The sequence below is a fragment of the Scytonema sp. NUACC21 genome, assembly GCF_054684315.1.
The window spans coordinates 169,461-192,573 of sequence record NZ_BAAFZH010000097.1 but is presented as its reverse complement, the minus strand read 5'-3'; the positions used below and the strand labels follow the sequence as shown (position 1 = coordinate 192,573).

Sequence of the window (23,113 nt, the reverse complement as noted above, 5' to 3'; positions counted from 1 at the left end):
AGTGTCCACTGAAGCAGCTCTAGAATTAAAGAGCCAGTTAGATAAAATGTGAGTTCGCACGTTGCAGCTCAGGGAGGGTTAAGGACAATTCCCAGCAATTGGAATCATATGTTCGGTGTTTGGATCGCCAAATGCTGGTTCGACAAATATAGGAATCGCCACCATCATTTTTAGGTAAGCGACCACCCTCTCAGCTTTATGATTTGAGCAAAAAAGGGAGTGATTATCTTCTCAACTCCATTACCCGAGCAAAACGAGCGCTGGCACTGAATGCAGGCTCGAGGTGTAAGAAGGATTAGCGATCGCATAACCCATGTAGATGTTGGGTTTCGTGCTTCAATCTAATATACGGGTGGGCGAGCGCACTGAGCTAAGTAGGTCGGTATGAAAAAACGTAACTGGAGAAGGTAGTCCTTAGTCATTTGTTATTGGTCATTGGTAAGGATTTCAGTGGATTTACATTTTGTAATATAGTTCTGTTTATTCCCACCCACCTACTTAGAATCAAAGGTTTAGATAGAAATCCCTCTTTCTACGAGATCCTTTTTCACATTTGAAAGCTGAAGAGATGCAAAGTCTCGAACCCTTTCGTCAGGATCTTGCGTGACAATATGTTCGAGTATTTCAACACTTTCTGGCCACCTGCCATAGGCAACTGCTTGTACAGCTGCTCGACGTGTCATCCAGTGTTCTTGAGCAAGGTACTCTAAGTAGATATGCTTTGCGCGTGGAGGTAGGTTATTTGCTGTACAAATACCTGCAGTCAGACGAAAAATAGCCTTTACTCCTTCATTGTGTGTAGTCGCATATTCTGCTCTCTCGTAAAGCTCATCTACACCATACCAAAAGAGTTTTTCTCCAAGTACTCGGGCAAAATGTGCTAAATTAGAAGCTTGGAACAGAACAAAGTTTACACCAAGTCGTGGTTCCTCAATGTACTGTACTTGTACCTTCCCATCTGGAGAATTCCAATTCGATACATAGGGGACAGTCTCGCCCTCGCTCTCCTGTTCTTCTACTAGCTCCAAGCCAAGCTCCTCCATCGCTTCAACGAACTCCTCTCGGGTACTATCCTCCTCTAGAACCATAGAACCTTTTTCCATATATACCTTTACTGTTAATCAGATTTGTGTGCAAAGTACTCTTTAAGTTTATTACGGACAAATTCTTCCAATTCTGTTTCAGAGGGCTTTTTTGGGTATGCTTTTAGAAATTCAGCCTTATGTAAGGAGAACCACTTCTTGATAAGTTGTTTTTCTCGGAAAAATCTTTCTCGGGCATTCTGATTGTTTCCTAATCCCCATTTGTAGTCTTCGCCCTTCTCTGTAGCTTTTTCTCGCCTTTTCATCTTCTTATTCATTTCTCTTGCTCCTTCCTGTGCTCCATTAAATGCCGCAGGATGAGAAGTTATGTCCAATCTACCTCTACTTGAATCAAGTTTGTCAGAACTAAAGGCTTCTTTGGGATCAACTCCTCCTCTACCCATAAGTTCCGTAAGCATCATGGAATAAGTTAGATCGCGCCTATTAGTCCATGTGGGGACTGGTCCACCTGGTAATTGGAATCGTTTATGAGCTGGTTCATGGACGTACCAGAGCCCATAGCCAACATCAGCTAACTGTTTCTTGTCAGAGGGGAGCGCTACAGGGGTTTGCCCCGTAAAGATATTCCGATAATATTGAGAAACCTGTGGTCCCATACCTTCGAGCCCCTGAGAGAGGGTTCCATATTCAGGTCCAGGACCTCCCTCAAAAGGTCTTATTTTCAGAATCTTATTGCCGTACCGATCGTTAATAATTGTGGAAGACACACCTACAGGTCGAGATTCTGAATCAGTTGCAAATAGATGCTGCCGATTCCCGATCATTCCAGCCATTGCCTTACTGTGGTCTCCAGTAGAATCGTGAACGATTGATAATGAGCTTTCATCAGCTACTTCTTTTGGTACGTAGTCTTGAGCAACACGATCGACAATATTCATCAAGTCAGCCGCTTCAAAGAAATACGTATCTGCAATCTTGATCTTTGGATTAACCTTGGCCTCAATCTCTGCCTTTGAGTTCCCGCTTTCTATGACCTTCAAATACTGCAAACGATACTGAACACGCCAGAGAACTAATTGAGCTTTTAGTCTTAGCTTTAAAGGGTGTTTAGCAAGAAGACTATTGACCTTGGGTGGAAGCTCACACTGAACTTTTTCAACTCTCTTTTGAATTTCCTGTTGCTTGGCTTCTTCCTTTCTGAGTTTTTTGTCCTTGCCCTTATTAGTATGTTTATCTCCTTTCTTATCTTTCTTACCAAAGAACTTTTCCTTCAATTTCTTGGCTTTATCACCCAGTTTCTTCATGCCACCGCGAAGTTTTTGACCAAGCTTTTTCGTTGCTTTCTTTAGCTTGTCACCAATCTTCTTGGCAATTTCCTTAATCTTTCCAGCAACCTTATTTGCAGATCCTCGTACTCGTTTCAACAGCCAATTTGCTACAAAGTCAATCAAGACGATTCCGGCAGCTGCCAAGAGTTGACCAAACTGTGGACCGGATTGACCGGTTTTCACCACCTTTAGGAATGCCATAAAGCGTTCCATTGCCTGAAGAATGCGGCTCACTGTGCCCCAAGCTGCCTGTAGCCCTTCGATTACTGCCAGGACTGCACCTGCGGCAGGCACAATCATTGCCACCAATTTCTCAATCAAAATCTGAATCAGGGCGGGTGGAATCGCAGCCTTGATGCCTTCCCATGCCATCTGACCGATTTCAGCCATGCCCATACCGCCCTTCTGCAGCAGGTTCCAGACGGTCATCCCCAAACCCAGAAGCTCCTCTACCTTCTGGTTAAACCATTCTTTCACCGCCGTCTGGAACGCCGTCCAGAGGTGATTGCGGATACCATCCATCACCCCTGCTCCCAGGTTGCTGAGCCACTGACCGGGACTAGCGGCAATATCCTTAGCAAGCACTGCAAATGCCCCCAGTGCCTCCACTGCGGCTTTTGCCGCCGAAATCGCTCCTTGGACAGATGCCTTAGCAATGTCTACTGCTGCCAACATCCCTTTTTCCATCAGTCCCAGAGCAGCATCCAGTCCTTTGCCTAGCAGGTTAAGCGCCGCCTGTACACCTTGCTTGAGTTTATCTGCTAGGAAATTAACGGCAGCTTCGGCTTTTTGTACTACTGATTTAATAGCATTGCGAAAGCGATCGCGCATTGCCGGGAATGCTGCCAGCAACACATCTCCAAGGGCAATCAGCGCCTCACCCACTGCTTTGATAATCGTGACAATCGCTTTACGTGCTGCTTCAATCACAGCCGTTGCCAGTTTTTTTGCTGTTTCGATGGCTACTTTAATGGCTGCACGAGCAATCTCAAATGCTTTCTGAATCGCCTGTTTAATGCCATCAAATAATGCTTTTGCTTTGTCTGCTAACCAGCCAAAAATACCACCAGATTCTTGTTCGCCTTTCCGTTTTTCTGCGGATGCTTGCTCCTCACCCTGCTTACGGGCGATTTCGGCTTCCTGATTCCCTTTCTCAATGTGTTCGGTTGCCTTGGCTTCTGCCTGAGTCTGCTCCTGTTGGACATTCTTCATGCCCTTGGCAACTTCCGAATCAGCATCCTTACGAGACTTCTTAACCAGATCTGTTTGCTCTTTGTTCCAAGCTTCCCGTTGTTGGTTAACTTCTATATGCGCTTTCGCCCGTTCTTGAGTCTGCTGCGCTTCGCTTTCTGACTGAAGTTTAGTGATTTCTTTATTCGATCTGTCTTTCGCTTGAGCAACCTGGGCAGTATGTTCCTGTTTCTGGGCGACCATTTGCCCTTGTGCCTGCGCTACGGTTGACTGAATTTCTTGTCCGTGTTCCTGTTGGGTGATGATGGACACTGCCTCGTCACCCTGAGCACCTTTTACTGCACTTACAGAACCGCCCGCAGCAATGCCATTACCCCCTGCACTTCCTCCAATCACCTCAGCTTTCAAAGTCTCCTTAGGCACATTAGGATAAATCTCATCCTCGCCCATCGGTTGAGCTAACGCTTGCTGTCCTTGTACGTGTGTGTCAGTAATGCTTTTCTCTAACTTTGCCTTCTGTTCCTGAGTCTGCTTGGGGTCGGCATCGCCTTTTAGCTCCAAGGGAGGGGGAGAACCTGCAGTGACGTTCAGATTGGAGTCACGAGTAGGTAGACTTTCAAGGGATGCCTTGATGGATTGCGGATTGCTAGACGGTTGGGGAACTGACTGTATGGAAGGCGGCGGTAACGGTGGCAGGGGTTGAGGCTGAGGTACAGGGTAAGCTTGCCCAGCCGGAGCTTTTTCCACAGGTTTGGGAGATTTTCCAGCAGGAACCGCAACGCCCGCAACTCCTTCCTTTGTCATCGGAGAACCAGATGGACGCTCCATCTGAGGTGGATTCGCTGCCAACTCAGACCGTTCCTTGCTTACGGTGTTAGCAACCGCAGTCGTTACGTTCCCTAACCCGACTTGTAGTTGGGCGGGTGGCAGTTGACCGATCGCAGCTAATGCTTGGGAAGGTTCTGCTTGAGATACATCTGGAACTGGGGGAGCAGGCTTATCTGTAATTGCAGCGCCGCTACCACCACCGCCAGCACCCTCAGCTACTGCACCACCACTGTTAGAGACTTCAGCCAAAGAAGCCATCGCGTTTGTGCGTTCGCCTCCTTCTAACTCAACTCCTTCTGTAGCTGTAGCAATAGTTTCTAGTTCTTTGTCATCACCAGCTTGCCCCTGTTCTGTGTCACCTGCATTTTCAGCCGTGTTACCCATTGACTCCATTACTGGAGTTGCATCAACTTGAGACGCAGGAACAGATGTAGCTGTTCCTGTTGCTGCTTTCATCTCAGGAGTAGAGTTTTCCAGTTTGCCATTTGTAGCTGGATTTGTTGCTTTAACTTGTGTATTAGATAGATTTTTAGGTGTTATGCCAATGTCAGTCTCTAGCAGATTTTGTGCAGGTGCTCCCTCCAGTGATGCTTTTTCTTTCCCTCCAGTTTCGGAAGCTTTTAATTTTGATGCATCAATAGGCTTACCCTTTAGAGGAGTTTCTTTGTTAAGTTGAGGATGAAAATTTGTACTTAATTCACCAGTTTTTTCGGAAGAAACTTTGGTAATTTCCGAAGATGGTTCTTCTATAAATGTAGTATTATTTTTCGACTCAGAACTAGAAATATCTTTATTTAAACTTGAATTATGAGGGCGAGCGCCTTGTTGATTGTGTTTGAGCTTGTTGCTTTCTTCTTTATTATTCAACCGCAGACCCACTTCCTTATGTAGCTTCTTAGCTCCCGTCTGCTGCACCACATGAGTTAACTCATGCGCCGTCAACTCATTGTTACCTGGTGTTTTCCCTGCTCCATAATAAATATCGCTACCATGCGTAAATGCCTGCGCTCCCAACTCCTTATTCATCTGCACGGCATTCGAGTCTGTATGCACCCGCACAGAACTAAAATCTGCTCCAAAGCGCGTTTCCATGAATTCACGAGCATTGTCTGCTAATGGGCTACCACTACCTTTAGAAGCATTTAGGCTACTCTCCACATTGGAAGTTGCAGAGATTCCACCCGCTTTACGCTGTAGCATCTGCACTTCTTCTTGTGCCTCACCCTCTATCGTCTGTCGCTGTATTAAAGGGGTAATGCTTTGCGCCAGAGGTTTCATCTGTTCACAGACTCTAGAACTTGCTGTGCCTCAGCCTGAGAGTGAGTCAAGGCAAACACGGTAGGACCAGAACCTGACATCATCGTTGCACATCCCAACCGTTGGAACGTTTCTTTGAGCCGCTGCACTTTTTGATATTCTGGCAGTACTACCCGTTCGAGGTCATTGTACAGCAACTGACCAATGTTCCGCTGATTTTGGTAGTTGATGGCGGATACCATGTTTTCTATGCTGGCAGGCTGTTCAAGGTTCTTAACAACAAAAGCATCTGATACAGAGGAACTGAGGAATTGAGCGCGGAATCTCTGATAAGCCCAAGCTGTTGACACCGAAAGACTGCGGTACTTACCCAAGACTACATAGAAACCATCTAATGCTGGCAAAGGAGTCAAGTATTCGCCTCGTCCTGTTGCTAGCATTGTACCGCCAACAATACAAAAGGGGACATCCGATCCGAGTAAAGAACCCAGGTCTTGCAATTGTCTCTGGTGTAATTTCAGCTTCCACATCGAATCCAACCCGACCAAAACCGCACCGGCATTTGTAGAACCACCAGCAAGCCCCGCTCCAACAGGAATCCGCTTGTGTATTTTAATATCGACGCCACCATGCTTGGCAAAGGCATCAGGGAATTTTGCTGCCATTAACGCTGCTGCTTTATAAACAAGGTTGCTCTCGTCTGAAGGCACTTCTGGGTGGTTGCAATGCAAGCAGATAGCATTATCCGAGCGTGAATGGAGGTCTATTTGGTCTGCCAAATCAATACTTTGGAGCACCATGACCAGGTTGTGGTAGCCATCTGGACGAGTGCCGATAATTTCCAGGTATAAATTGATTTTTGCTGAAGCAATCAGAGAGTAAGAGCCCATACAAAATTTTCAAAAAGTTACTGACCAGACTTACTGAATGAAGCCCTTTGCTACATAGCCGCTTTGATGTCAAAAATCTTCTCAATGACATCGGCAACAACTTTATCTGGGGTAGAGGCTCCAGAAGTAATTCCGACTACTATTGAACCTTGTGGTAACCAGTTTTCTACTATTTCTAAACTTGAGTGCAAATTTTTGTATTCAATACGATTCCCCGGTCCAAGGCGTTCTGCACCATCAATGTGATAGGAAGGAATTCCATGTTGACTTGGGATGGTTTGAAGTTGAGTTGTGTTGGAAGAGTTAAAACCGCCAACAACCACCATCAAGTCCAACTTTTCTTCTACCATCTTAAACATTGCATCCTGACGTTCTTGGGTTGCATCGCAGATGGTATTGAAACTGAGGAAATGATTGTTGATTTCGGCTGGCCCATACTTACGCATGAGCGCTCGCTCAAAAAGCTTGCCTATTTGCTCAGTTTCTCCCTTAAGCATGGTGGTTTGATTGGCAATCCCTATCCTTTCCAAGTCGGTGTCGGGATCGAATTCAGGAGAGTGAGCGCGAGCAAATTTGGTTAAGAATTCCGAGCGGTCACCACCATTGAGAATATAATTACAGACGTATTCGGCTTCTTGCAAATTTAGGACAACCAGATATTTACCAGCGAAAGAACTAGTAGCAACCGTTTCTTCGTGCTTGTACTTGCCGTGGATAATTGAGGTATAGTTTCCTTTTTTGTGTTTCTCGACACTGTTCCACACTTTGGAAACCCACGGGCAGGTTGTATCCATAATCTTACACCCTTTCTCGTTCAACAGTTGCATCTCTTGAACGCTGGCTCCAAAAGCTGGTAATATAACTATGTCTTCTTGTGCAACGACGGAAAAATCCTTTTGCCCCTTTTCGTTAACCGGAATAAATTCAACCTGCATTTCACACATGTTTTGGTTAACTAAGGGGTTATGAATGATTTCGTTGGTGAGCCAAATGCGCTCGTTGGGAAATTGCTTGCGTGTTTCATAAGCTAGGACGATCGCTCGTTCCACCCCCCAGCAAAATCCAAATGCTTCTGCCAACTTAATCGTTACGTTACCCCGTCGCAATGTATAGCCGTTGTCTCGAATTTGCTGAATCAAATTGCTCTGATACTCGAAGCGCAGTAACTGCATCACTTCTTGTGAGCGTCCGAATCCTTTGCGATAGTAGTTTTGCGAACTCTGAAGCGATCGCTTAAAAGTTTTGGTATCCATCTGCTTGCTAAATTAAGGATGTTTGAGGTTGGTAGTGAGCGATCGAGTCATATCAACTTTTGTTTCTGGTTGAGTGAGCTTTGGATCTACAACATATTTAAGCTTGCTGTTCATTTGTCCTGATTCCATCTTTAACTTAGTGTTGACTGCTTAAAAAAGTAAGACACCGTACTTAATTTTCAATCTTGCCGAGGTTGAACTAGTACAAGTCGGTGTAAAGGCGGCTTACAAATGTAAATCGCGCCAAAGTTTACAGTGTAAGCCTTTTAATTTCATCCTTTCTCCCTCATACTTCTCCTCCTCAGACGCTACGCGAACAGCCTTTCTGTACTAATAACTTCTAGCTGTGATAAAATCTGCGATCGCCATTAGAGGAATAGCCCTTTCCCCAAAGGGAGCTAATTCAGTCTTGGCTTCCTCAATTAATTTTTTTGCCTGATGTCGGGATTCTTCAATACCCCATAAACTAGGATAAGTAGCTTTCTGCGCCTTTTGGTCTTTACCTGCTGTTTTCCCAAGTTCCTCGCTAGTTGCAGTCACATCTAACACGTCATCAATAATCTGAAAGGCTAGACCAATATTGCGAGCATAGCGAGAAAGTCTGTGCAAAATTTCATTGTTGGCTCCAGCCAGAAGTGCTCCACACACAACAGAGGCTTCTAACAAAGCCCCAGTTTTATGGGTGTGAATAAAGTTGAGAGTTTCTATATCAATATTATCTTTTCCCTCATACTCTAAATCAAGAAATTGACCACCAACTAAACCTGTTGCTGCAACTGCATGACTTAATTTGGCAACAACCTGCAACAAATGCTCTGCTCGCACCTGTTTTGTCTTTTCAACAATAAACTCAAAGGCGTAGACTAAGAGCCCATCACCAGCAAGAATAGCAATGTCTTCACCATAAACTTTATGGTTTGTCAACCGACCTCGCCGATAATCATCGTTATCTATTGCAGGTAGGTCATCATGGATTAAAGACATAGTGTGAATCATTTCCAGCGCACAAGCTGTTGGCATCGCCATTTCTACTGTGCCTCCCGTGAGTTCACAGCTAGCAAGACACAGAATTGGGCGCAAGCGTTTTCCCCCTGCAAGCAGCGAATAGCGCATTGCCTCGTAAATTTTTTCTGGATAGACTACGGCAATCGACTTATCAAGCGCCACTTCCACTTGAGTTCGCCGTTCTGATAAGTAAGCTTTTAGGTCAAATGTTGTCTCATTAAATTGACGCTCAAATTCCCCATGTCGATCCAGTTGAGAATTTTGCAGCGCTCGTTCAACGATTTTAGTATTCATGATTGCTGATGTCCTCTAGATTATGAAACTGGATTAAGCAGTTATCAACAAACGGTTACCAGTATTGTCCCTAGGAAAAGATGGGATTGTATTGGCTTTTTTACATTCATTGATAACTGCCCACTGATAACTGATTGAACTTAAGGGTCAACCCAACGCCCGTCAGCTTTAATCAAATTAATTAGTTCTTCAACCCCCTGAGACTCTGGCACTTTTTTGATTTCTTCACGCCCGCGATACAGAGAGATATAACCGGGTTGCTTACCAACATAACCATAGTCTGCATCTGCCATTTCCCCAGGACCGTTAACAATACAGCCCATGACAGCAATGTCTAAACCAGTTAAGTGCTTGGTAGCTTCTCGTACTTGATGCAAGACTTCTTCCAGGTTAAACAGAGTGCGACCGCAAGAGGGACAAGCCACATACTCCACCATAGTCTTGCGTAGTCCCAGCGCTTGCAGAATGCTGTAGCATACGGGAATTTCTTTTTCTGGGGCTTCGGTGAGAGAGACGCGTATGGTATCACCAATGCCATCAGCTAGTAGTGTCGCAATTCCAGCAGTAGACTTAATCCGACCGTACTCACCATCACCTGCTTCCGTTACACCCAAGTGCAACGGGTAATCCATACCTAATTCGTCCATCCGTTGTGCCATGAGGCGATAAGCAGCAATCATCACAGGCACTCTGGATGCTTTGAGCGAAATAATTAAGTTACGGAAGTCGAGGGATTCACAGATGCGGATAAATTCCAGAGCTGATTCTACCATACCTTCGGGTGTATCACCATAAGTAAACAGCATCCTTTCTGCAAGGGAACCATGATTTACACCAATCCGCAAAGATTTCCCTTGGTCGCGCAGAGAGATAACTAAAGGTTCCAAGGCTTCACGAATTTTGTCACCAATTTCGTCAAATTCGGCTTGAGTGTATTCGGTGCGATTTGAATTGGGTTTCTCAAACACATACAACCCTGGATTAATCCGCACCTTATCTACATGGTTTGCGACTTCCAAGGCAATCTTCATACCATTGTGGTGGACATCAGCCGCTAAGGGAACATCTTGGTAAGTCTGCTTCAGTTTTTGCTTGATTTGAGCGACTGCTTTGGCATGAGCTAGACTGGGCACAGTGACGCGAACAATCTCACAGCCGATTTCATGTAAGCGACGAATTGCACTTACAGATGCTTCTACATCTAAAGTGTCTTCATTAATCATCGACTGCACGACCACGGGGTAACCACCACCAATAATGACATGACCAACGCGCACAGGACGAGTTTTGCGACGGGGAATGATAGTGCCAGTAAAGTTCTGATTTAAAGAGAAGTTGGAAGTGACTGGAGTTGACAGAGATTGCATACTTTCCTATTTGATATCTATAGAAAGAATTTTGTAACTTAGAGCTTAAAGTTTAGCTGAGAGGTGAGGGCTAGCAAAGATTAACCCTCACGCCTTCTGAGTTAAACCTCTACTTTCATGGCGTATATTTCCAATCTCCTTTGTGGAAGACAGAAAAGACCTTCACTGTTTGGTGGATTGTTTTCAAACTGAGCATTGGTCATATCGTCAATCAAGTCTTGAACTAAATGTGGAGGTACTTTATTAGTAAAAGGTTGAGTTACTGTCAAACAAAATTCTCTAAATTCATTCTTTCCCTGAAAAACTAAATCCATTGGAACTGACTCCAAGTATTTTTCCTTTAAGTTAGTTGCTTCTAACCATTTTCTATATTCATCTGGTGTGTACAAACCATAATCAAAAGTGAAATCTTGGAAATATTTATTCCATTTTTCACTCGAAATAATTTTGAGAGTAGGATTCATTGAGCTATTTAGTTCAACGGATTTAGCCATAAACGTAAGCAAGGCTTTTCCATAAGGCTTCAAACTCGTTTCAATTGCTTTAAGCACTTGAGTATGGTCAATAATCCAGTGAAGACAGAAAAATGAAACTACAACATCAAACTCGTTATTAAAACTTAGCTCGTTTGCATCTGTAACCTTAAAATTGAGATTAGAAAAATGACTGGAAGGAAATTTACTTTGAGCAAAATCAATCATCTCTTGGGAATTGTCAATGCCAAGAACCGAGCCATTGGGTACATAGGTAGCAATTTCCGCAGTAATTTTTCCATCTCCGCAGCCAATGTCTAAAATCTTTTCATTTCCTCTTAAATCAAGTTTCGCTATTAATTCCTGCGCTATTCTTTGCTGATTGGCAGAATTTTTGTTGTATTTCTCTGCATCCCATTTGTACATTTTTCTATACCTTATATGAAATTTTACAGCAGTGGAATTCAAAAATTGAACGCTATTAAGGCTTAACAAAGGTATTGCCATGTTAAAAAAAGTTGTTATTTGACAATACCTTTGAAAAATTGGAGTGTACGCTACAAAAAGCTCAAGTGCTAGAGGTTGCGATCGTTCCTCAACCAACTCTGCTAGCTTTTGAAGCGAGGACAAGACAGTAATGGTGGTCTGGAAACACAAACCTTGAAGGACGTATAGACACGAACTGGTTAGGACACCAAAAAATAAGAGTGTCAAAAAGTTCTTGCGTAAATCTTAACCAACTAAGAGCTTATTGAAATTAACGTACTAGCTACTGAAAACCTTTATAAGCGAATAGCAGTATTAGTCTTGTGTTTAAAGGAGTCATCTGGCAATACCTGTAAGCCCAGTTTCGGTTTTTGGATTTCTGCTCGGACTCGCTCGGCAATTTGTGGACTTGTCAAACCCAATTCTAATTTGGATTCTTCCGGTTCTGCATGTTCAACCAACTGGTCAGGAACACCCAGACGGATAACTGGAACAACCACATGGTGTTCTAGTAGAGCTTCAACAACGGCGGAACCAAAACCTCCGATTAAACACCCTTCCTCTAGAGTAAATACACGACCAAATTGCTTGGCTAGAGGCACAATTAAGTCAACATCTAAGGGCTTGGCAAAGCGGGCATTGACGACAGTCGCTTGGATACCGTGTTCACTTAAGATAGCAGCAGATTGCAATGCTGGATAGACCATCGAACCATAAGCAATTATCAGCACATCATCTCCTGTGCGGAGAATTTCTCCTTTGCCAATGGGTAAAGCTTCTATGCCTTCTTCTTTGAGGGGAACGCCGTAGCCATTACCGCGTGGATACCGCATGGCGATAGGACCATCGGTGTAGTTGATGCCGGTAACAAGCATTTGCTGGAGTTCGGCTTCATCTTTGGGAGCCATCAGAACCATGTTGGGTATGCAACGTAGATAGGCGATGTCGTACATTCCTTGATGGGTAGGACCATCAGCACCAACAATGCCAGCTCGATCCATACAGAAGAAGACGGGCAAATTTTGAATGCAGACATCATGGATAATCTGATCGTAAGCCCGTTGGAGGAAAGTAGAGTAGATAGTGGCAACGGGGCGCATACCCTCACAGGCTAGACCAGCTGCCAAAGTCACTGCATGCTGTTCGGCAATCCCCACATCAATGTATTGCCCTGGCAGTTGTTTTTGGAGAATGTCCAGTCCAGTTCCGGTAGCCATTGCTGCGGTAATGCCAACCACTTTAGGGTTGTTTTTGGCAATTTTGGTCAAAGTTTCACCAAAGACTTTAGAGTAGCTTGGAGGTTTGGACTTATTGGAAACAATTGCCTTGCCTGTTTTTAAATCAAATTTGTTTTGGGCGTGGTAGCTAACTCTTTCTTGCTCGGCGAACTCGTATCCTTTGCCCTTGACTGTCGCCACATGCACTAACACCGGACCTGTCTGCTGATGCGCTTGCTCAAAAGTGGCAATCAATTCCGCCAAATTGTGCCCATCGATTGGTCCCATGTAGGTGAAGCCCAATTCCTCAAACACTGCTCCTACTTTAGGCACTGCCAAACGTTTGATTCCTTGCTTGATTCGGCTCAATTCTGGGAGAACAGAATCGATATGCGTTATTGATTCAAACTGTTCTTCCAGTTTTTTGAGTAATTGTACACCGGAACTGAACCGCAGCCGATTCAAGTGAGAAGAAAGCGCACCTACGTTTGGCGAAATCGACATTTCGTTGTCGTTAAGTACAACCAACAAGTTAGTTTTAGGCAAGTAACCTGCATGGTTAATTGCTTCTAGTGCCATACCGCCTGTGAGAGAACCATCTCCAATGACTGCGACAACTTTAAAGTTTTCTCCTTTGATATCTCTGGCTAGAGCCATCCCTAACGCAGCAGAAATACTGGTGGATGCATGACCGGCACCAAAATGGTCAAACGGGCTTTCGCATCGTTTGAGATAACCTGCAATGCCATCCTTTTGTCGTAGAGTATGGAAGCGATCGTACCGTCCGGTGAGCAGCTTGTGGGGATAGGCTTGATGACCTACATCCCAGATCACTTTATCATGGTTCAGGTCTAAAGTCTGGTAAAGGCCCAGGGTAAGTTCAACTACACCCAATCCTGGACCCAGGTGACCGCCACTGGTAGCTACTGTTTGTAAATGCTTTTCTCGAATTTGACGAGCAATATCTTGCAGTTGCGGAATGGACAGTCCGTGCAATTGATTCGGATGTGTAACTTGGTTAAGATCCATGAGAAGAGTTTTCTTTGTAAGTAAAACAAACTAACAAATATTCGAGAGGCTGTTATTTTTGGAACACTTCTGCTGCCTTTTGGAGTGAGTACAGGACCGTAGCCGTGGTCGCAATGCTGTTGTTATCCAAAAGAATACCTCCTGGTCGATTACTGTGATATTTCCAATCTTTAAATTGATTGGCATCTACATCGTGAGGACGGCATATCCTCATCCAAGCGGATGGAATCCAAGTTCCATTCGACCTCTGTTGCTCCAGTAGCCATTGGGTTGCAGCTACTTGAGCAGTTTTCACCTTTGGAGAGACTGTGTCTAACAGCAATAACCGTAAGCACCAAGCAGTTGCCCAGGGAGAACCATCCGGGTGTTCGGGAGTTGCCACAAACCCTTTGGAATTTAAGCGCTTCAAGCCCCATGCTACAGCTCGGTCAATGCAGATCTGGTCAGATGCTTGACCACAAGCCGCTAATGCCTCCGCAGCAAATGCCGTGGCATACTCATGGTCAGGCCACCACTGACATAGCCAATTTCCCTCAGATGTTTGAGTAGCTTTCAAGTAGTCATACAAGCGAAAGCGGAACGCCGGTAAACCAGCTGCGACCAAGGCATTGACACAGACATGGACTCCTGATATGCCCTCAATTGGTATATGGGGAGGAATCCTAAAATGGGCTCGGGCCACATCTTCTACGTAGGTTGCTATTCCACTATTAGGTTGCAGAAGGTTGGCAAGATGTGCCTTTGCCTGTTGTGTCTGTTCATAATCGCTAGCACCAACTGCCTCAGCCAATTGTATTCCCACACATGTGCTATCTGCATCTGCTGGAAGGGTGGATGTGAAGCCCCAACCGCCCGTAGAACGGTGGTTGCGGGTTTTGAGTAATTCCCAGGCACGCATAAGGGCTTCAGGTACGCGGGTATCAGGCACTTTAGCTAGTCTAATGCCAACATAAGCCGTCGTCCACTCATCACTGGGGCCGTCAGGCACTTCATATTCCAGCCACCACCCCTCTGGGTTTCTTGCCTCCAACAGAAATGTCACTGCTGCATTGATGGCATCACTCAACTGGTGGCTCTTAGGCGATTGTATGTTGTCTTGCCAGGTAGACTTTTCTAGCGATTGTGAATTCATATTCTCACTCACTTATTTACAAAATGGGCTTCATTGCTTCTTTGAAAATCAGCAGTTTGCTGTTCTAAAAAAGTGACCTCTGGACCAAGGTACTTTCTCAAGTAGGGCGAAAAAACTTCATAAATTAGTGTTAGAGGTTGTCCCTGATGCCAGAATAGATAATAACGACCCCATAAACTACTCGGTTGACCAAAAGCTGACTCTAAAGCGGCTGATTTACCGTAGTGAATTCCCCAAATTTCTCGATACAACTCTGTACGTTTCTTCGATAGACTAGCCCAAATTGGTAGGCTCTTATTCTGCAGATAGTTATCTATATAATTGGCATTCCACCAGGAAGTCGCATACGCCAGTCGCTGACCGGAAGCTGTACGCAGCCATACCTGCCGTCGCACTCGTGGTCCTGGTAATAGTTGTATACCTTCAGGGGCACCATCTGAGTCCATGCCAATGTCTGACATTTCAATTAAATCGACTTCCGTCGGTTCACCTGTTAAGAGTTGGAGGTGTCGTGTTGGCGAACCATCTCCTAGGAGTAACATCTGCCATGTTGGTGTTAACTGAGTGTGGTGTAAGCCTTGTTGAACTATCTCTTTTCCCCCTTCCCAAAGGGGTATTAAGCAGTGCCATGTTGTACTCCGAATACTTGTCGTAGTCATTTTTGTGCTGGGATAGGTTGGACAAAGTTATGAGTGTAGGTTTAATCTTGTCTACACAATCTAAAATTTAAAATTTAAAAGTCCCTACAATCATTCCAAAAAGTAATAGAAAGCCAATCCAGACATTCTGGCTGAACATTTGACTATAAACAGTAGTAGGGAGTTGTGGGTCTCGCAGTTGAATACTTTGCCAATTCCATACTAGGGTTGCAACAAACAGGGTAATCCAGAAACTTGCTTGCAATTGCATAGAAATGCCCAGCCAACCTAGCAAAAAGGCAGTACTAGTAAAGAAAATACCAACGACAACTGGCACGTATTCACCAAAGAACAAAGCGCTGGAGTTGACACCAATCCGTCGATCGTCTTCACGGTCGGACATGGCATAAACCGTGTCAAATCCTAAAGTCCATAGTACAGTTGCACCCCACAGTAACCAAGTGGAAAACTCCAAGCGCCCACTGACTGCACTCCAGCTTACCAAAACTGCAAAACCCCAGGCGATCGCCAGCACTAACTGGGGTACTGGAAACACCCGCTTTGCTGATGGATATAACACAATCACTGGTACAGCTGCTATCAACAACCAGAACGAAAGCAAGTTTAGATAAAGCCCAAGAATCACAGTGCAAACCAGAGATATTAAGGCGATAACAATGGCAACTTTAATAGAGAGGGCACGAGAAGCTAAGGGTCGTTGTTGCGTCCTTTGTACTTGTGGATCGATATCGCGATCCCACAAATCGTTGATGACACATCCAGCAGCACTACTGACCAAACTAATTAAAATAATGACGCTAACGAGCGGTACTGGTGGTGTTGCCCGTGCTGCCAAAAACACAGCCCACAGGGCAGGAATCATCAAAATTAATCGTCCAGCTGGTTTGTCCCATCTTAAAAGCCGAATAATTACAAACCAGATGGGTTCTGGTACTTGAATTTGTTGTTGGGTAACCATAGTTGGGAAAACTGGATTTTGACGAATTTAACAATTATTAACTTTGAAGAAACACTTTCTGGAATACCCAGAATTTGAGGAGCTTTGCTTACGCTAAGTATTTCTTCCATGTATATTGAGTAGCGATAGCTTTGCTCCTTCCCTTTGGGCAGATCGCGGTGAGTGATTTAAGTTCATTCAACTGGAGTACAAGTACAATCCAGACACTGCTCTCGACTTTATTGAGCACTACGTTCTTGTAAAGAGCGATCGCTAAAACTTTCACCTATTGCCTGTAAAAGCACTTGCGCCAAGATATCAGGTCGGAAAAGTGCTGTCGGAGGCTTGAGCATATGAGCCACTTCTCCAAACGTCCGATAAACCTGGGGATGCTTGACTCCAAGCCGCAGCACTCTGTCCAGGTATTGATGCTTGAGCCGATCTATCTCGTTGGGCTGCCTGCCCTCCGTGGTTGGCCAGCGCAAATCTGCTCCAGTTGCCATTAACCAAGGGGTGGTGTTCACTTGCGCCAGCCGTTTCTGAAAACGCTGTCCAAGACCTGTTAGCGTGTCCTTGTTAGCTTTAAATTGCTGTTGCAGACACTCGTTGAGAGTTAAAGCACCATTAGCAGCAACAGTCATGCCCTGACCATAGATAGGATTGAAAGCACATACCGCATCCCCCAGCGTGACTACACCCTCCGGCAGCCTGAATAGTTTTTCGTAATGACGCAAGCGATTCTCCGTACCTCGATAGCTATAGATGGGCGAGATCGGTTTGGCATCTTTAATCGTATCGTAGAGGATGGGACTACGCAGACTACGAGCAAAGTCCAAAAAGCCAGCTTCATCATTGGGCGGATAGTCTCGACCTACACCCTGTAAGGTGACCAGCCAACGGTTTCCCTCTATTGGATAAATGTACCCAGCACGACGATTGTGTGGTGGTTTAGCCACAACCGCTAGCCCTTGCCAGTCAGCCTCAAAAGCTTCTTTTCGTTGATACCAGCAACTGGCATAACCTAGGAAAGAATTAATGACAGTTTCTTCGGGAGGTTCGTAACCTAAGCTTTCCAACCACTTGGGCAAAGAGGATCTACGACCGGAAGCATCCACTACTAAATCACTAGCTATCTCCTCTAACTGGGGCTGAATCGTTCGATTGCCTTCCCCGCCAAAGCGCAGTTTTACCCCTGTCACTTTGGATTTATTATCGTTAGTTAAAAGCTCCGTTACTTGACAGTTTTCTAGAAATTCCAAGTTGTCGTAAGCCGTTAGACGACGGCGGAGCGCCCAATCTATTAAATAGCGGCTACAGGTTAGACTATTCAAATTTGAAGGGAAGCGGGGTGCCCAACCCCAATTACCAAGCATTGACCAGTCGCCAATCCAGTCTATGGGGGACGCACCAGCTGCAATTAATTCCCCTTCTATACCTGGAAATAGCCGCTCTAAAATCCGCAATCCCCGAACTAGCAGCACATGAATATGGTTAGCTTGAGGAATTCCCCGACGTGCTTCTGGTTGGTCTGGAAAGCGATCGCGCTCAACAATTGTCACTTTGTCAAAGTAGTTAACTAACACTCGTGCTGTAAGCAATCCAGCTATACTGCCACCAATGACCAAGGCATGGCTACCCGTTTCGATCTCCAGTTTTGGCTCGATAAAAGATACAGACATTTTCTATTTATGTGAAAAAGGTCAAATTAGTTGCAAAATTACTGTTTCTGAAACCTCTTTGCCGCCCAAACAAAGGAATTAATAAGATTTGCTTGTTCAATATCAAATGCAAAAATCTTATTTGATTTTTGAACAAGAGCTAAATTCCAAGTCCTGTTTGGCAAACGATTGAGTCTCAGTAAACTGAGTAAAAATCAAGTCGGATTCCTATAGTTATACTTTCAAACATTCTCTTCCCCATCTCTTGAGATAAAGATATCAGTAAAAAATAAGGAACTGATAGGGACTCTAAAACTTTTTCAATTGGCTCTTGCTCAAATTATGTCTATTTTACTGTGGTGCGATTGTAAAAGTGAAAAATTCTGTTGATTGCGAACACCAATTTGTACCAAATCCCCTACTTCGGTTCTTTCTCCAAATCAAATGTATCCATGTAACAAATAACTTTCCCTTCATTAAAATAGTAGCCTCCTCCTTGGTAAACGAAAATGAAATCAGCTGTACGTTAAGGAATTGAAAAAAGGCTGTAACCATTACTAACGAACTATGACAACCTTAACTAGTGAGCTTTATTTGTGCCGACTTACTTATGTATACTCTTCACCTTTGTAACTGCTGGGATCAGTTAGAAAAAATTTTCGCTTTGTATTTTAGAATTTCCAGGTTACAAGCAGGCTATCAAGCAAGCAAAACATATATTTTGAACCATTTGCTACGAGTTACACCTAAATTCTTGAGTAATTTTTTCTGATTTCAAAGTTAAAAATTATCGTGAAAATCGCTGGAAATAGAGTTTTCTAAATTGGATATTGGAGAACCATGAATTCCCGCAGATGCCCTGATTTTCTTCTTAGATTCTACAGGAAGTAGAATGAGCTTGTCAGTCAAGAATTTTTTGAATCTGTAACATTTATTTTGCTAAATACAGAAAACACAAAACCAACTCACCCAACGTTCTACAATTCAAGCCGTCTGTCTGTAGCAGCGATGTTGCTTTCGCCAAGCTTGGGGACTTGTCCCGTGATACTCTCGAAATTGACGGAAAAAGTGAACTCGATTCTGATAGCCTACTAATGCAGCAATCTCGTCCACTGTCTGTGAGGTTTCTAAAAGTAGAGACCTTGCTGCGGCTATCCGGCGCTCAATTATCCAGTTTTGTACACTTTTTCCCGTTCGGCGTCGCACCAGATTGGTGAGGTAAGCTGGGGAGTAACCTACTGCAACAGCCACGTCACTCAGGGTAATCGATTGCTGATAATTGGCCTCAATAAACTGGAAAACTTCGCTTAATTCAGGATCGTGCGGCAAAATCTCCTGAGAAAAGGTCGATACAGTAACAGTAGCCGCTGGGTCTGAGAATGGTTGGAACTTTGCTGTGTACCACTTTTGAATATAGGCTTGCTTTTCCAAGCGAGCTTTGATGACCCTAACTAATTCATCTATGCTACAGGGTTTAGTGACATAATCGTCTGCTCCCATCTCCATCCCTTTACGGATATCAGCCCGAGTTGCTTTAGCAGAGACGAAAATAAAGGGGATAATCGCTGTGGCTGGATTTCGACGCAGCACCCTTAGAACCCCGTAACCATCAAGTTTTGGCATGACAATATCACTAATTATCAAATCGGGTAATTCTTGTTGTGCCATGTAGACACCTTTAATACCGTTCTCTGCACCCAAGGTGTAAAAACCTTGAGAACTAATGCCTTCTACAAAAAGGTTTCGCGTTGAGGCTGTATCTTCAATCACCAGAATTTTATGCACCATTTCCTTAACGATAAAATTACAGTAATCGGGCGAAAATTCTCTGGACTTAAGCCCAGCCGAGATGCTGCTCAAAGCTCTACTGACTTATTGTTTTGAGAACTTAGGCATTGACCAAATTTTGATTCACAGAAACTGGCAATATTTGGTATAAAAGTGTTGACTGACAACAGCTTGAGAACTACTATTGATGAACTTTAAATACCCATTGAGAGATTTAAGGGTTACCTATTACCAGAAATCTGACTGTTAGTTAAGTTATTTACAAAAGACAGTTAAGACATTTAAGACATTTAAGACATTTAAGAAAAAAATACACATATTAATTACTTGTACAATGATAACTTATCAAAGTAAATTACTAACATTGGAAGCTTGATGTCGGTCTAAAGCCAAGAATACCAAGCTTTGCAGCCTCTGGTATAGCCTCTCTACTATTTGTTTTGTGTTGACTGCTGAAATAGTTTCATTCATCTGCTCATTCTCCACAAAAGTTTTTCTCTATCCTTGAGAGCCGGGATGTCACACATCCTTTCTCTCATGCCTTGAGCTCAACATATCAGTAAAAAATAAGAAACTGGTAGGGACACTAAAACTTTTTCCACTCCGCTGTCACTCCAATTATACTTACTAGCTTCTCGTTTTTTGTTAAGTGTTGTATTATACAATTTACCGAAAAGAATGATACAAATCGATAGTTTCCAGACGTGCTGTTTGAGTCGATTTTTAGAACAATACCCGCGATAGCTTCGCTACAGCAGAGCGGCAGATCGCAAGCATACGTCGAGTAAGTCATGGTAATTTGGTGCGCCAACACTTGACCAAGGGCTGCTTTTTTAGCGATCGTTGATAGATAGTTTCCAAGCTCTAAGACTTGCTCTAATTGCCGAACCATAAAAGAAGATTTGATATTGAGTGAGCCGGTGTTCAACTGTCCTAGTTGCAATCACTCGATTGCTCGCTCACTCAATGCCGCCATTAATTTGAGCCACTACGTTGCTCCTATGTCTGCAGTTACCAAATTAAGGCGCTCCCTCAGTTCCTGACAAACTAGCTTCAACTAACATACCCTACCAAAGCGACCCAGGTGTTACATTAATATTTTGTATTATAAACCTTTCTTGTCGTTTGGTAAGTATTGAATTTTCTAGCATCTTACGTAATTTTTGGGTTAACATTGGTATTAGCCATTACAAGCAAGTGATACACAATCACATATGATTGTTGGCCGAGCGCCCGACCGTGGGAAAATCAGAAATACAAAAAGTAGAGAGGAAAACCCTATAGTTATGCACTTGAGTGAAATTACTCATCCCAACCAGTTGCACGGTTTGTCGATTCGACAATTACAACAAATTGCCCGTCAGATTCGAGACAAGCATCTTCAAACTGTAGCAGCCACTGGGGGACATCTTGGACCTGGGTTGGGTGTTGTAGAGTTGACCTTGGGGCTTTACCAAACACTGGATTTAGATCGCGATAAAGTGATTTGGGATGTGGGACACCAAGCCTACCCCCACAAATTGATTACAGGGCGTTACAGTAACTTTCATACTTTGCGTCAAAAAGATGGAATTGCTGGTTATCTCAAACGCTGTGAGAGTAAATTCGATCACTTCGGTGCAGGACACGCCTCGACCAGTATCTCCGCTGCATTAGGCATGGCTTTAGCACGGGATATCCAGGGGGAAAAGTTTAAGGTTGCCGCTATTATTGGTGACGGTGCCCTCACTGGTGGTATGGCATTAGAAGCAATCAACCATGCCGGACATTTGCCCAAAACAAACCTGCTGGTTGTCCTTAACGACAATGAAATGTCCATATCTCCCAACGTTGGTGCCATTCCCCGCTATTTGAACAAAATCCGCCTCAGCCCACCCATGCAGTTTCTCACGGATAACTTTGAGGAACAGTTCAAGCATATTCCCTTTGTTGGAGAATCCCTCTCTCCCGAACTAGGACGCATCAAAGAAGGTATGAAGCGCTTGGCCGTTCCTAAAGTAGGCGCAGTCTTTGAAGAACTTGGATTTACCTATATTGGGCCTGTAGACGGGCACAATCTTGAGGAACTGATTGCCACCTTCCAACAAGCACACCATATTCCCGGACCAGTTCTAGTACACGTTGCAACTGTCAAGGGGAAAGGTTATGAAATAGCCGAACAAGACAAAGTTGGCTATCATGCCCAAGTTCCTTTCAATTTATCTACAGGCAAAGCAATTCCTTCCAATAAACCCAAACCTCCTGCTTACTCCAAAGTTTTTGCCCACACCCTAGTCAAACTGGCAGAACAAAATCCTAAAATTCTAGGTATTACTGCCGCAATGGCAACGGGGACAGGGTTAGACAAATTGCAAGCAAAACTTCCCCATCAGTATATAGATGTAGGTATCGCCGAACAGCACGCCGTTACCTTAGCCGCAGGTTTGGCAGCTGAAGGTATGCGTCCCGTTGTCGCTATTTACTCCACCTTTTTACAACGGGCTTACGACCAAATTATTCATGATGTTTGTATCCAAAACCTGCCAGTTTTCTTCTGTATGGATCGTTCGGGCATTGTTGGTGCTGATGGTCCCACTCATCAGGGAATGTATGACATTGCTTACCTGCGTTGTATTCCCAATATTGTGCTTATGGCACCTAAAGACGAAGCAGAATTGCAACGCATGGTAGTGACTGGGGTTAATCACACATCTGGCCCGATTGCCATGCGTTTCCCCCGAGGTAACGGTTACGGTGTTCCTTTAATGGAAGAAGGTTGGGAACCTTTAGAAATCGGCAAAGGGGAAATTCTCCGCAACGGTGATGATGTTTTGATGATTGGCTACGGTACAATGGTCAATCCAGCATTACAAGCAGCTGAAATTCTCAGCGAACACGGCATTGAAGCAACTGTGATTAATGCCCGTTTTGCGAAGCCTTTGGATACAGAATTAATCTTCCCGTTAGCTAAGAAAATTGGCCGTGTCGTGACCTTGGAAGAGGGTTGTCTCATGGGAGGCTTTGGTTCAGCAATTGCAGAAGCTCTGTTAGATTCAGATATAGCCGTTCCTGTGAAGCGCATCGGTATACCAGATGCCTTGGTGGAACACGCTGAACCAAATGAATCGAAAGCTGAGTTGGGTTTAACTAGTCCCCAAATTGCTGAAACAGTTTTGCACGCTTTTTTTAAGCGCGAAGTCTCTACTATCAGCAGATCCTAAGTTGGCTCAGCCCGGTTAATATTACAGGACGGGTATCCCTGCCGAAGCTATAGCGTTTTTCAGTTGGCTGCAATACAC

The 23,113-nt window shown here is 44.2% G+C and carries 14 protein-coding genes and 1 pseudogene; 2 read left to right on the top strand and 13 right to left on the bottom strand.

Features of this window, described 5'->3' with window-relative positions; translation table 11 throughout:
- Positions 1–512 precede the first annotated feature (512 nt).
- From ACYRY3_RS29645 to ACYRY3_RS29585, 13 genes are all read right to left on the bottom strand, one after another.
- On the bottom strand, positions 513–1,103 hold the full coding sequence (locus tag ACYRY3_RS29645; RefSeq protein WP_460205256.1) for a hypothetical protein: 591 nt from the start codon (positions 1,101–1,103) through the stop codon (positions 513–515).
- 14 nt (positions 1,104–1,117) lie between these two features.
- A complete protein-coding gene (locus tag ACYRY3_RS29640) occupies positions 1,118–5,668 on the bottom strand; it encodes an eCIS core domain-containing protein (RefSeq protein WP_460205255.1) in 4,551 nt (1,516 codons plus the stop codon).
- A complete protein-coding gene (ispE, locus tag ACYRY3_RS29635) occupies positions 5,665–6,537 on the bottom strand; it encodes a 4-(cytidine 5'-diphospho)-2-C-methyl-D-erythritol kinase (protein ID WP_460205254.1) in 873 nt (290 codons plus the stop codon). The genes ACYRY3_RS29640 and ispE overlap by 4 nt, the downstream gene beginning before the upstream one ends.
- A gap of 50 nt (positions 6,538–6,587) precedes the next feature.
- Entirely contained in the window at positions 6,588–7,790 is a 1,203-nt protein-coding gene (locus tag ACYRY3_RS29630) for a 4-hydroxy-3-methylbut-2-enyl diphosphate reductase (protein WP_460205253.1), read from the bottom strand.
- Between the two features lie 330 nt (positions 7,791–8,120).
- On the bottom strand, positions 8,121–9,089 hold the full coding sequence (crtE, locus tag ACYRY3_RS29625) for a geranylgeranyl diphosphate synthase CrtE (protein WP_460205252.1): 969 nt from the start codon (positions 9,087–9,089) through the stop codon (positions 8,121–8,123).
- Positions 9,090–9,229: 140 nt separating this feature from the next.
- A complete protein-coding gene (gene ispG, locus ACYRY3_RS29620) occupies positions 9,230–10,456 on the bottom strand; it encodes a (E)-4-hydroxy-3-methylbut-2-enyl-diphosphate synthase (protein WP_460205251.1) in 1,227 nt (408 codons plus the stop codon).
- A 101-nt stretch (positions 10,457–10,557) separates the two neighbouring features.
- The gene (locus ACYRY3_RS29615; RefSeq protein ID WP_460205250.1) at positions 10,558–11,355 is read right to left on the bottom strand and encodes a methyltransferase domain-containing protein; all 798 of its coding nucleotides are present in this window, start codon (positions 11,353–11,355) and stop codon (positions 10,558–10,560) included.
- A gap of 356 nt (positions 11,356–11,711) precedes the next feature.
- On the bottom strand, positions 11,712–13,661 hold the full coding sequence (gene dxs / locus ACYRY3_RS29610; RefSeq protein WP_460205249.1) for a 1-deoxy-D-xylulose-5-phosphate synthase: 1,950 nt from the start codon (positions 13,659–13,661) through the stop codon (positions 11,712–11,714).
- Positions 13,662–13,713: 52 nt separating this feature from the next.
- On the bottom strand, positions 13,714–14,793 hold the full coding sequence (locus ACYRY3_RS29605) for a prenyltransferase/squalene oxidase repeat-containing protein (RefSeq protein ID WP_460205248.1): 1,080 nt from the start codon (positions 14,791–14,793) through the stop codon (positions 13,714–13,716).
- 8 nt (positions 14,794–14,801) lie between these two features.
- Positions 14,802–15,452, bottom strand: coding sequence for a chorismate lyase (locus tag ACYRY3_RS29600; protein ID WP_460205247.1), 651 nt, complete (start codon positions 15,450–15,452; stop codon positions 14,802–14,804).
- Positions 15,453–15,519: 67 nt separating this feature from the next.
- Complete coding sequence (locus tag ACYRY3_RS29595; RefSeq protein ID WP_460205246.1) at positions 15,520–16,410, bottom strand: 4-hydroxybenzoate solanesyltransferase; 891 nt, start codon at positions 16,408–16,410, stop codon at positions 15,520–15,522.
- Positions 16,411–16,628: 218 nt separating this feature from the next.
- Complete coding sequence (locus ACYRY3_RS29590) at positions 16,629–18,068, bottom strand: FAD-dependent oxidoreductase (protein WP_460205245.1); 1,440 nt, start codon at positions 18,066–18,068, stop codon at positions 16,629–16,631.
- A gap of 963 nt (positions 18,069–19,031) precedes the next feature.
- Positions 19,032–19,835 (bottom strand): helix-turn-helix domain-containing protein, encoded by an 804-nt coding sequence (locus ACYRY3_RS29585; RefSeq protein ID WP_460205244.1) that lies wholly within the window; start codon positions 19,833–19,835, stop codon positions 19,032–19,034.
- Positions 19,836–20,707: 872 nt separating this feature from the next.
- On the opposite strand from ACYRY3_RS29585, the pseudogene ACYRY3_RS29580 reads away from it, so the two are divergent.
- Positions 20,708–20,878, top strand: a pseudogene (locus ACYRY3_RS29580) (zinc ribbon domain-containing protein); the annotation flags it as partial.
- Between the two features lie 243 nt (positions 20,879–21,121).
- Positions 21,122–23,035, top strand: a complete 1,914-nt coding sequence (gene dxs, locus ACYRY3_RS29575; RefSeq protein ID WP_460205277.1) for a 1-deoxy-D-xylulose-5-phosphate synthase — start codon at positions 21,122–21,124, stop codon at positions 23,033–23,035.
- Positions 23,036–23,113 lie beyond the last annotated feature (78 nt).